The following is an 11,036-nucleotide window of genomic DNA, read 5'->3' as shown; positions in this document are numbered from 1 at the left end:
TCGGCGTTCACCCCGGCCGGCAGGCCAGGCTCCTGCTGCTTCTTCTTCGCCACCGCGGCAGTATCCACGGCGTCAGTCGTCACGGTCATCAGGTGCGTCTCCTTGATCAGGAGTTACACCGTTCTTTCTACAGTCCCGGCGCGTCCGCCGCGCCGACCACGACGACGGGCAGGTACGGGAAGTCGTCAAGCACCGAGCCGAGTGTGGCCAGCGTCGCGATGCAGTCGTTGGACCCTCTTGGGTCCGAGTGCGGCGATGTATACGAACAGGACGCACATGATGGCGGTACCTGCCCACATGGCCTGCTGCCAGCCGTCGACGAAGGACTGCTGGGCTGCGTGGAGCAGGTCCTGTGCGTGAGGTCCGGTGGTGGTCGCGGCCTCGACGGCGTTGGCGACGCCTTCGCGGGCGGTGTCCGCAGCGCGTTGGGGGATGCCGTGCAGTCTGTCGTCGATGGCGCTGCGGTAGCCAGCGGAGACCAGTGCGCCGAGCAGGGCAACGCCGAGCGCGGTGCCGAACTCGCGGGTGACGTCGTTGAGGGCGGAGGCGACGCCCTGGTTCTGGTGCGGCAGGCTGGCGGTAATGGCTTCGGTGGAGGGGGTCATCGACAGGCCCATGCCGATGCCCATGGCGAGTAGGCCGGGCAGTACGGACAGGTAGCCGCCGCTGGCGGAGACGAACAGGGCCATGAGCGCCATGCCGACGCCGGCCAGGGCAATGCCCACGGCCATGGTGGCGCGTGCGCCGGTACGTGAGGTGAGCTTGGGGGCCAGGCCCGAGGCCATCATCATCGCGACGGCCATGGGCATCATCGCGACCGTGGAAAGTAGGCCCGACCAGCCGAGTACGGCCTGGAAGAACGGGAAGAGGACGACGCCGATTCCCGCCTGGACGCCGAAGACGACCAGAAGCGTGATCGAGCCTGCGGCGAGAGTGCGCTCGCGGAACAGCCGTACGTCCAGCAGGCCGGTGTCACGGCGACGCAGCTCCCAGGCGATGAAGCAGATGCCGGCGATGAGGCCGACCGTGAGGCTGATCAGTGTCTGGGGGGCGGTCCAGCCGCGTTCGGGACCTTCCTGCAGGACGAAGATCAGGCCGGTCACCGCGATCGCGGAGGCCAGAGCGCCGATGGTGTCGAATCGGTGGGACGAGGTCTCGCGGGAGTTGGGGACAGACTTGAGCGTCATGGCCAGGGCCGCGGCGACGAGGACGGCCGGTAGGACGAACAGCCAACGCCAGTCGGCGACGTCGACGAGCAGCGCGGACAGGAACATGCCCAGGATGCCGCCGCCTCCGGCGATGCCGGTCCACACGCCGATCGCCTTGCCGCGCTGTTGTTCGGGGAAGGTGGAGGTGATGACAGCAAGCGTGATTGGCATGATCATTGCGGCGCCGATACCGCCGGCCGTGCGGGCGGCGAGCATCACTTCCGCGTTCGGGGCCAGTCCCGCAACGACGGTGCCGATGCCGAAGACGTTCAGACCGGCGATGAGCATGGGCTTGCGGCCCAGGCGGTCGCCCAGTGCGCCGAGCGGCAGCAGCAGCGCTGCCAAAACCAGGGTGTAGATGTTGATGATCCACAGAACCGTGTTCTGGGACGCGCCGAATTCCACAGCCATGTGGGTTTGCGCGACGTTGAGTCCGGTCACCGAGGCGATGACCGCCATCAGGGCGACGGAGACGGCGATGAGGACCTTGCGCAGCTGACGTGCGTCGGGGAAGCCCTCCCCGCTGGCGTGCGCGGCTTGTGCGGGCTGGGTTGTACTCATGGTTTTCCTTTCGAAGGGCATGCCGGGACAGCACCGGAGCAGGGCCGGTCGCCCAGCAGAATGAGGGGTGGTGGGGCGCCGCGCGCATCGCCAGGTGGTCGCGGCGGCAGGTGCCGGGCCGGGATCTCAGGGGCGTGTGCCGTCCGGGGCTGCGTGGCGGGCCGCGTCGGCGTCCGCGGTGGCCAGTGCGCTGTTGATGTGGGCGCCAGCCAGGGCTCCGGCCGCTGCGGCCGCGCCGAGCTGGGCGGTGAGGTCGGTGGCGTTGCCGGCCACCCACACACCCGGCACCTCGGTGGTGCCGGCCATGCCGGTGGCGAAGCCGCTGCCCATGTTGTCGGGCAGATCCCGCGTCGGCAGGCGCAGACCTTCCAGGCCCTGGGCGCGGGCCTGCATCTGCGTGGCAACTGCGAGGATGCGGCGGGCCACGACCTGGCCGCCGGCCAGGCGCACCCAGGCGAGGGCACCGTCCTCGTCGTTGACGACCTCCTTGACCGCTGTCTCGATGATGCGGATGCCGCGGGCAGTGAAGCGGGCCCGGGTGTCCTCATCCAGGCAAGTGCCGTGGGTGAAGTAGGTCAAATCCTCAGTCAGCTGACGGAACAGAAGCGCATGGCCGGTGGAGGCCGGGCCGGTGGCGAGGATGCCGATGGGCTTATCGCGCACCTCCCAGCCGTGGCAGTACGGGCAGTGCACGACACTGCGCCCCCAGTGTTCGGCGAGCCCGGGCACCTCGGGCAGCACATCCGTTAGTCCGGTGGCCACCAGAATGCGGCGGGAGCGGGCGAGCATCAGCGCACCGTTCAGCCCTGCGGCGCCCCCGCCGATCACCACCACGTCGACCGTAGCCTCGGGCAGTGCGTCGCTCGCGTACGGAGAAGCTGTCACGGCCATGGCTCCTGTCCTTCTTTGTGGGTGGTCGACACGATGCGGACGATCTGCAAACGACGCTAACCAGATTTGCACTCAGGGCATATAGTTTTGCCCATGACGCAAGGAGATGGAGATCTGGACAGCCTCGTACGCAAACGCCTCCGCGCTTTGCGGGTGGCGCAAGGCTGGTCCTTGGAGGAGTTGGCCTCCCGCGCCCACCTCAGCCAGTCCTCACTAAGCCGTATTGAGAACGGCCAGCGTCGCCTCGCCCTGGATCAGCTGGTCACCCTCGCCCGCGCTCTGGACACCACGCTTGATCAGCTCGTGGAGACCGCCACCGACGACGTCGTCACCAGCCCGACGATCGACAGCACCCACGGGCGGATGCGCTGGACTGTCAAGGCAGACCCCGGGATGAGCGTGGTGCGCCAGCGCCTGGCCGACCCACCCCCCGAGAACCCGGCGCGCATGCGTGCCCACCCGGGGCGCGAATGGCTCGTCGTCCTGTCCGGCACTGCGGTCCTCATGCTCGGCAACCGCCGCTACCGCCTTGAGACCAACCAGGCAGCCGAGTTCCCCACGATGATGCCGCACGCGATCGGCGCCGAGACAGGGCTCTGCGAGATCCTGGGGATCTTCGACCGCGACGCCCGCCGCAGCCACCAGCGCGACGACGATGGCGAGGCTCAGAACTCTCCGGAATGACCGCCCGCGCCTCAGCCTCGGCGCTCAATTGCGCGTCGGGCAGCACACCACACCATCCTCTTGCGTAGAAAGGAAGATCTAGTGCCAGAGGCGCATGGTCGCCCTAGAGTCAAATCCATGACCCACGCACACATCCACACCCCCCAGCACAGCGCCGCACAGGAGCACCACCACGAACACGGAACCGACGGCCAGGCAGAGATCCTCGACCTGGACGCCGAGGTCCTCGCCCAACACACCGCCTCCATCACCGCATGGCTGCCGCTGCAAGCCAGCCCACACCACATCGTGGATCTGGGCTGTGGCACAGGCGCGGGCACCTTCGCCCTCCTCGACCGCTTCCCCGACGCGCACATCACCGCCATAGACGCATCCGTCGACCACCTTCAGCGCCTGCGCACCAAGGCATGCGCCCGCGGCGTCCAGGACCGCGTGCGCACGGTACAGGCCGACCTCGATGAAGCCATTTGGCCCGACCTCGGCTCACCGGACCTGGTATGGGCGTCTGCCTCGATGCACCACATGACCCGCCCAGACCGCGCTCTGCGCACCGTCCACGATGCGCTCGCGCTCGGCGGCCTGTTCGCCGTCGTGGAACTGGCCGGCCATCCCCGTTTCCTGCCCGACAGCGCCCCCGAGGACCGGCCCGGTCTCGAAGAGCGCGTCCATGCCACGGCCGACCGCCTCCAAGCCGAACACATGCCCCACCGCGGCGCCGACTGGGGCCCGATGCTGACCGCCGCCGGCTTCACCGTCGAGGACCAGCGCACCGTCGCCGTCAACATCGAAGGCTCGCAAAGCGAGGCGATCAGCCGCTATGCCCTCGGCATCCTGCAGCGCATCCGCAGTGTCATCGTTGACAGGCTCTCCGCCGAGGACCTCACCGCGCTCGACCAACTCCTCGACACCAGCAGCTCGCGCGGCATCCTGCGCCGACGTGACCTGACACTACGCACCGAGCGCACCGTCTGGGCCGCCCGCCGCAGCTGACCCCGAACCCCCAAGCGTGGTTGGCTTCCTGGCTGGCAGCAAGCCTTTCGGGATGACTGGGGATAGTTCGACGGTCGGCGTAGGACATCACTTACATCAACACCTGGAAAGGCTGGCTGTATCTGGCCACCGTCATCGACCTGGCCTCACGCCGCGTCGTGGGCTTGACCGTCGCCGACAACCTCAACACCGACCTACGAAACGATCCAGAACCGTACGAAGCGGCGACCTGCCGTAGCAGTACTAGGCCGTCAGGCCCCAGGCGTCGAGCAGCTTGTCGACCTGGGCGGCGGCGTCGGTGTTCCACTGCCGGTCGGGTTTATGGATGCGCATCGAGACCACGCCGTGCAGTCCGACCCACAGGTCCTCGGCGGTCGCTTTTGTTCCACTGTGGACGCTCACCAGGAGGTCGTCGATGTGGGCGAGCAGCTTGTCGGCCGCTTCAGTGCGCACGAAGTCCGGGCCGAGCTGGTCGGCGCTCTCGAACCGCAGCTGGTAGAGACCGGGATTGGTCAGACCCCATCGGAGGTACGCCTCGGCCAGCGCGCGGAGCCGCTCCACCGAAGCCCGGGCGGGATCGTCCGTGGCGGTCAGGGCGGCCACGAACGACGCGTCGATGCTCTGCACCATCGCGCGGTTGAGGCTGCTCTGCGACGGGAAGTGGCGGTAGACGGCACTGGCCGTGACCCCGCACTCGCGGGCGACCGACCGCAGCGACGGAATGGACAGCGACAGCCGGGACGTGGCGAGCGTCATAGCGGCCTCCAGCAGCTGGTCATACAGACTGCCCGTTCGCACGTGAGTCGCTCCCTTGCTCGACAAATCCTGTTAACACGTGTTCACTGGCCGCTGGAGTGAATCGATCCGAGGGGACCAGTAGCCGATGGAAACCGATGCCAGGACGGAATTGCTGACCGTCGCCGACCTCGCCGGGCCGCCGGGGCTGCCCGTGGTGGGCAACCTTCCGGCCTTCGCGCGGGGCGCCATTCCGCACCGCCGATTGTACGGTTGGCGGGAAAAATACGGCGCGACGTTCCGGATGCGCTTCCCGGGCACCGACGTGGTGGTTACCTCGGAGCCCGGCATCATCGACACGGTGCTGCGCGACCGGCCGACCAGCTTCCGCCGGGCCAGGTTCGTGTCCGACCTGATCGACGAGCTCGGCGCGCACGGACTGTTCAACGCCGAGAGCGACGACTGGCGCCGGCTGCGCCGGATCGCCATGCGGGGCCTCAATGCGAAGTACGTGCGAGCCTCGTTCGGCACCATCCTCCGGTCCGCCGGACGGCTGCGCGACCGATGGGGCGCCTTGGAGGGCCAGCGGATCGACGTGGTCGATGAACTGCTGCGGTACACCCTCGAGGTGTCGATCGGCCTGACCATGGGCCACCAGCCCGATGCCGGCCTGCACCGGAAACTGTCGCTGGTGTTCAGCACGCTGGGCCGGCGGCTGAACAGCCCGCTGCCGTACTGGCGGTGGATGCGGCTGCCGGCCGACCGCCGGACCGACACCGCCGTGGCGGAGATCGGCGAGCTGATCCTGAGCCGGTACGCGGAGGCCAGGCGACGGATGGCCGACGGAGCGGAGCCGGTCGACTTCCTGACCGCGCTCGCCAAGGCTGACCTGGACGGCGAGGACCCGCTCGACGACGCCGACGTGGTCGGCAACGTCCTGACGATGGTGGTCGCGGGCGAGGACACCACGGCCGCCGCCGCAGCGTGGACGCTGCATTTCCTCGCGACGCACCCCGACGTCCAGCGCCGGGTGAGGGCGGAGGCCGCCGAGGTGTTCGGCGGCGACGGCAGTCTCGTGGACGCCTCGGCGGTGTCCCGGCTGACCTACGCAGAAGCGGTGGTCAACGAGGCGATGCGGCTGCGGGCTCCCGCGCCATACCTCGTGATGGAGCCGGTGGCCGACACCACGGTGACCGACGGTACCCGGGAACTGAGCCTCACCCGGGGCACACCCGTCTTCGTGCTGCTGACCTACGGCGCCGAGACCGACACCGGCCGGTACCCGGATCCGGAGGCGTTTCGTCCGGACCGCTGGCTGACCCAGGATGCGCCGGTCCCCGGCGCCCAGCCGCACCTGCCCTTCGGTAACGGGCCCCGGTTCTGTCCAGGACGCAACCTGGCTCTCCTGGAAACGACCCTGCTCGCCGCGATGACCTGCCAGTCGTTCGTCATCGAACCGGACACGTCCGCCGGACCGGTGAAGGAGCGCATGACCTTCGCCCTGTTCCCCAAGAACCTCGGCGTACGTATGCGGCCGGTTTCGTCCTGACCCGGGCCGGCTCCCATATGGATCCGACCGCCGGCACCGAGGGAGCGCCGCGGTGAGCGTGGGGAGTCCGGTAGTGAGCCAGAAGACCCGGTGTGGGGACGCCGTGTCGGTCAATGCTTCCTCCGGTGCGCGGTCATCGCCGGCACCCTGATCCGACTACAGGTCGATCACCTGCCCGCCGACCGTGACCCCAAACCGGTGTGGTTGTGGTGCTCCGCCGTCGACGCGAACGCCGCCGACATCGACCGATGGTGGCAGTCGTTCCTGCGCAGATTTGACGTGGAACACACGTTCCGGCTGTTCAAGCAGACCTTGGGCTGGACCCGGCCGAAACTGCGTACCCCCGAGGCCGCCGACCGCTGGACCTGGCTGATCATCGCCGCGCACACCCAACTCCGCCTCGCCCGACCCCTCGCCGCGGACCTGCGTCGCCCCTGGGAACGCCCCACCCCACCAAGCCGGCTCACCCCCGCCCGAGTCCGCCGAGGGTTTCGGAACCTCCGCGCGAACAGCGCCCTGCCCACCAACGCACCGAAACCCGCAAGGCCAGGCCCCGGACGTCCAACCGGCTCGCGAAACCGCAGACCAGCACCCCGTCACGACATCGGAAACCGTCAAAAGCGACCTCACCATCACCGCACGCAAAGAACGAACGGGGTAAAGAACAAGCTGAGGGTGCGGTGGCCGGACGGGTCCGGCCACCGCACCCGGTGTTCAGATTCTGGCCAGGATGGTCTTCATCGTGTCGATCTCGGCCTGCTGGGTGGTGCTGATCCGCCCGGCGAGGGCCTTCGCGTCGCCGTTGGCGCCCTGCGCCGCCTCGGTCCGCGCCATGGTGATCGCCCCTTCATGGTGGGCGATCATCATCGTCAGGAACTGCCGGTCGAAGTCCCGGCCCGAGGCCGCCGCCAGCCGGGTCATGTCGGCGTCGGACATCATGCCCGGCATGCCGTGATCCATCCCCGGCATGCTGCTGCCGCCCTGACTCATGCCCGGCATGGCGGTGCCGCCGTGGTCCATGCCCGGCATGGCGCTGCCGGGCATGGCGGTGGGGGTACCGGTCGGCGTCGGCGCGCCCCACGCGGTCAGCCAGCCGCTCATCGTGACGATCTCCGGCGCCTGGGCGTCCTTGATCTGGGCGGCGAGCTGCTTGACCTCGGGGTCCGCGGCCCTCGTGGCTGCCAGGCCCGCCATCGCCACGGCCTGCTGGTGGTGCGGGATCATCATCTGGGCGAACATCATGTCCGCGGCGTTGTGCACCGCGGACGACGTGCCGTCGGACGGGGCGGTAGCGGTGGGCGACCCGTGGCCACCGCCGGCCGCGCTGTGGTCGTCACTACTGCCGCAGCCGACCAGGACGGCGGCGGCGGTAAGGCTCACGCCGGCCACGAGGGCACGGCGCAGGATGGTACGAGACATGTCGAAGTAAGCCTTTCGGAATCGGTGAAGATGCGCGGAAGCGGTCGCGCGGGCACAGCCGGGTGCCCGCCGCGGGGTCGCTCCTATATGCGCAACACCGACACCTCGGCGACGCGTCGTCCCAACCGGGGGCAGGCGGGCGGGCCGCGGGAAACCGCCACGGACGCCTGGCGACGGTCGCCCGGCGTGGTGACCGTCGCGCGCCGCAGCAGGGCCGCCGCGAGCGCCAACGCCACCCCGAACGCGCCGACGACCGCCAGGCAGACGGCCCAGCCAGGCATGTTCCCGGGCGCGTCGCCCGAAGCGGAACTCAGCCCGGTGCACCGATCCCCGGCACACCCGCTCGGGGCAGCCACACTCATCGCGGCAACCGTCTTCGTCAAGGCCGCCGCGGGCTGGAGCACCGTTTGCGTGATCGGAGACATGCCCGGCCGGTCGTGGTGGTCAGCCATGGCGGGCTCGTGACCGAGGCTGTGCATCGCCGCGAGCCCGATCAGGGTGGCGGTCAGCAGCACGAAGCGGACGAGCCATCCGCCTCGCACTGCCGACATACCGGTCACGGCCATTACGCTACCGGGCACCTGCCGGCTCGCGGCGCCAACCTCGTCACCTCGCCTCCTCAGGGCGCAGGCGCACGCGGCGCAGCAGTTGGGCGTTGAGCGCCACCACGATCGTCGATGCCGACATCAGCACCGCCCCGACGGCCGGGCTGAGGGTCACCCCGGCCCAGGCCAGCGCACCGGCCGCGAGGGGCAGGGCGACGATGTTGTAGCCGGCGGCCCAGGCCAGGTTCTGGATCATCTTGCGGTAGGAGGCCCGGGACAGCATGATCACCCCGGTCACCCCGCGCGGGTCGGAGGAGGCCAGCACCACACCCGCCGACTCGATGGCCACGTCGGTACCGGCGCCGATGGCGATGCCCACGTCGGCGCGGGCCAGCGCCGGGGCGTCGTTGACCCCATCGCCGACCATCGCCACCCGCAGGCCGCGCTTCTGCAACCCGGCCACGGCGTCGTCCTTGTCGGCCGGCAGCACCTCGGCGTACACCTCGTCCTCGCCCGGCCGGAAGCCGAGGTCGGCGGCCACCGACTCGGCGACCGACCGGGCGTCCCCGGTGATCATCACGACCTTGCGTACGCCCTGGTCGCGCAGGTCGGCGATGGCCTGCCGGGCCTCCGGTCGGACCTCGTCGGCCAGGGCGAGGGCGCCGACGACGGTGACCCGGTCGCCGTGTAGGCGCAGCAGGTGCAACACTGCGGCCCCCCGATCGGACCACTCCCGCTGTCGGCTGGTCAGCTCCTCGGGTATTGCCACGCCCTGTTCCCGCAGCAGCGCCGGGCCGCCGACCGCGTAGCTGACGCCGTCGACCTCGGCCCGTACGCCCCGTCCGGTCAGCGACCGGAAGCCCGACGCCCGGCGGGACAGCTGCCGTGCCCGGGCGGCGGACACGATCGCCCGGGCGAGGGGGTGCTCGCTGTCGCCCTCGACCGCGGCGGCGATGGCAAGGACCTCGTCGTCGGTGGCGCCGTCCACGCCGGCGACGCCGGTCACCGCGTGTTCGCCGCGGGTCAGGGTGCCGGTCTTGTCGAACAGCACCGCATCGACGGTGCGCATCCGCTCCAGCGCGAGCCGGTCCTTCACCAGGATCCCGCCCTTGGCCGCTACGGCGGTGGACAGGGCGATGACCAGGGGGATGGCCAGGCCGAGCGCGTGCGGGCAGGCGATCACCAGCACCGTCACGGTGCGGACCACCGCCTCGCCGAGGTTGCCGACGACGGTCCAGACGACGAGGGTGACCGCAGCGGTGGCGGTGGCGATGTAGAACAGCCAGGCCGCGAACCGGTCGGCGAGCACCTGCGCCCGCCCGCTGGACTGCTGCGCCTGGGTGACCAGCCGCTGGATGCCGGCGAGGGCGGTGTCGTCGCCGACCGCGTTGACGCGTACCCGGATCGCCGCGTCGGTGGCGACCGTGCCGGCGACCACCCGGTCGCCGACGCCCCGGGCGACCGGCCGGGACTCTCCGGTGATCATCGACTCGTCGAGTTCGGCGTCGCCGTCGACCACCTGGCCGTCGGCCGGTACCCGCCCGCCCGGCCGGACCAGCACCACGTCGCCAACGCGCAGGTCGGTGACCGACACCGCCTGCGGTTGGCCGTCCTCGCCGATGCGTTCGGCGTCGTCGGGCAGCAGCGCGGCGAGCGCGGCCAGGGCTCCCTGGGCTTGACCGATGGCCTTCATCTCCTGCCAGTGACCGAGCAGCATGATGCTCACCAACGCGGCCAGCTCCCACCAGAAGTCCAGGTCGAACGCGCCCAGCGCGGTGGCCAGCGAGGCCACGTAGGCCACGGTGATCGCCATCGCGATCAGCAGCATCATGCCCGGCGCCCGGTCCCGCACCTCCCGCACGGCTCCCTGGAGGAACGGCCAGCCGCCGTAGCCGAACACGACGGTGCCCAGCACCGGCCCAACCAGATCCATGCCAGGGAAGTCGACGTGGTAGCCGAACCACTCCATCACCATGTGACTGGTCACCACGATGGGCACGGTCAGCGCGAGGCTGAGCCAGAACTTGCGGCGGAACGCCTCCGGATCATGCCCGGCGTGCTTGTCATGCCCGCCGTGACCCCCGTGCCCGGACGTGCCGTGCCGCCCATGGCCGGCAGCCGTCGGGTGATCGCCGTGCTGGTGCGAGTGACGGGACATCTCGTCACCTCCTCACCACTCACTATATACCCCCGGGGGGTACCAGAAGGGTGATTCGAGCCTCACTCAGCCGCGTTTCATGAGGCGGCCGACGGCGGCCATCTCGGTGGCCATCTCGTCCGCGCGGCCGTCGGCGGCCCTTTCGCGCACGCAGCGCCGGACGTGGTCGCCGAGCACGCCTGCCAGATCTCGCATACGCCGATGAAAGGGCGACGAGTTCCGCTTCGATCGGCAGGTCCGCGGGCTTCACGTCGCTGTCACCAGCGGCCCGCGTGCCATCAGCTTGATCCACCGGC

The 11,036-nt window shown here is 69.9% G+C and carries 9 protein-coding genes and 2 pseudogenes; 4 read left to right on the top strand and 7 right to left on the bottom strand.

All coding sequences use genetic code 11. The annotated features are described in order from the left end of the window. Positions 1-185 precede the first annotated feature (185 nt). Both ACFOX0_RS30380 and ACFOX0_RS30375 read right to left on the bottom strand, forming a co-directional pair. Positions 186-1,769: an MFS transporter gene (locus ACFOX0_RS30380; protein ID WP_377552439.1), complete on the bottom strand. Its 1,584-nt coding sequence runs from the start codon at positions 1,767-1,769 to the stop codon at positions 186-188. Positions 1,770-1,895: 126 nt separating this feature from the next. After that, the gene (locus tag ACFOX0_RS30375; protein ID WP_377552437.1) at positions 1,896-2,660 is read right to left on the bottom strand and encodes an FAD-dependent oxidoreductase; all 765 of its coding nucleotides are present in this window, start codon (positions 2,658-2,660) and stop codon (positions 1,896-1,898) included. A gap of 93 nt (positions 2,661-2,753) precedes the next feature. Between ACFOX0_RS30375 and ACFOX0_RS30370 the strand changes: the two genes are divergently transcribed. Together ACFOX0_RS30370 and ACFOX0_RS30365 are read left to right on the top strand one after the other, a co-directional pair. After that, entirely contained in the window at positions 2,754-3,344 is a 591-nt protein-coding gene (locus ACFOX0_RS30370; RefSeq protein ID WP_377552435.1) for a helix-turn-helix domain-containing protein, read from the top strand. A gap of 117 nt (positions 3,345-3,461) precedes the next feature. Further along, positions 3,462-4,334, top strand: coding sequence for a class I SAM-dependent methyltransferase (locus ACFOX0_RS30365; protein WP_377552434.1), 873 nt, complete (start codon positions 3,462-3,464; stop codon positions 4,332-4,334). Between the two features lie 243 nt (positions 4,335-4,577). On the opposite strand, the gene ACFOX0_RS30360 is transcribed toward ACFOX0_RS30365, so the two are convergent. Further along, a complete protein-coding gene (locus ACFOX0_RS30360; RefSeq protein ID WP_377552432.1) occupies positions 4,578-5,132 on the bottom strand; it encodes a TetR/AcrR family transcriptional regulator in 555 nt (184 codons plus the stop codon). A gap of 85 nt (positions 5,133-5,217) precedes the next feature. On the opposite strand from ACFOX0_RS30360, the gene ACFOX0_RS30355 reads away from it, so the two are divergent. Both ACFOX0_RS30355 and ACFOX0_RS30350 read left to right on the top strand, forming a co-directional pair. Then, positions 5,218-6,618, top strand: coding sequence for a cytochrome P450 (locus tag ACFOX0_RS30355; RefSeq protein ID WP_377552430.1), 1,401 nt, complete (start codon positions 5,218-5,220; stop codon positions 6,616-6,618). A 132-nt stretch (positions 6,619-6,750) separates the two neighbouring features. Then, positions 6,751-7,224 (top strand): annotated as a pseudogene (locus ACFOX0_RS30350) (NF041680 family putative transposase); the annotation flags it as partial. Between the two features lie 108 nt (positions 7,225-7,332). Here ACFOX0_RS30350 and ACFOX0_RS30345 read toward each other — a convergent pair. The 4 genes and pseudogenes from ACFOX0_RS30345 to ACFOX0_RS30330 form a co-directional block, all read right to left on the bottom strand. Next, on the bottom strand, positions 7,333-8,037 hold the full coding sequence (locus tag ACFOX0_RS30345; protein ID WP_377552428.1) for a DUF305 domain-containing protein: 705 nt from the start codon (positions 8,035-8,037) through the stop codon (positions 7,333-7,335). 83 nt (positions 8,038-8,120) lie between these two features. After that, on the bottom strand, positions 8,121-8,597 hold the full coding sequence (locus ACFOX0_RS30340) for a hypothetical protein (RefSeq protein ID WP_377552426.1): 477 nt from the start codon (positions 8,595-8,597) through the stop codon (positions 8,121-8,123). 46 nt (positions 8,598-8,643) lie between these two features. After that, positions 8,644-10,740, bottom strand: a complete 2,097-nt coding sequence (locus ACFOX0_RS30335; RefSeq protein ID WP_377552424.1) for a copper-translocating P-type ATPase — start codon at positions 10,738-10,740, stop codon at positions 8,644-8,646. 66 nt (positions 10,741-10,806) lie between these two features. Next, positions 10,807-10,920, bottom strand: a pseudogene (locus tag ACFOX0_RS30330) (metal-sensitive transcriptional regulator); the annotation flags it as partial. Positions 10,921-11,036: the final 116 nt, after the last annotated feature.

The organism is Micromonospora zhanjiangensis (assembly GCF_042650605.1).
Classification (GTDB): Bacteria; Actinomycetota; Actinomycetes; order Mycobacteriales; family Micromonosporaceae; genus Micromonospora_J; species Micromonospora_J zhanjiangensis.
This window is presented reverse-complemented; position numbering and strand designations above follow the sequence as displayed.

Coding starts and splice junctions, on each gene's coding strand:
- ACFOX0_RS30335 (WP_377552424.1), bottom strand. CDS start 10,740: ATGTCCCGTCACTCGCACCAGCACGGCGATCACCCGACGGCTGCCGGC.
- ACFOX0_RS30380 (WP_377552439.1), bottom strand. CDS start 1,769: ATGAGTACAACCCAGCCCGCACAAGCCGCGCACGCCAGCGGGGAGGGC.
- ACFOX0_RS30355 (WP_377552430.1), top strand. CDS start 5,218: ATGGAAACCGATGCCAGGACGGAATTGCTGACCGTCGCCGACCTCGCC.
- ACFOX0_RS30370 (WP_377552435.1), top strand. CDS start 2,754: ATGACGCAAGGAGATGGAGATCTGGACAGCCTCGTACGCAAACGCCTC.
- ACFOX0_RS30375 (WP_377552437.1), bottom strand. CDS start 2,660: ATGGCCGTGACAGCTTCTCCGTACGCGAGCGACGCACTGCCCGAGGCT.
- ACFOX0_RS30365 (WP_377552434.1), top strand. CDS start 3,462: ATGACCCACGCACACATCCACACCCCCCAGCACAGCGCCGCACAGGAG.
- ACFOX0_RS30345 (WP_377552428.1), bottom strand. CDS start 8,037: ATGTCTCGTACCATCCTGCGCCGTGCCCTCGTGGCCGGCGTGAGCCTT.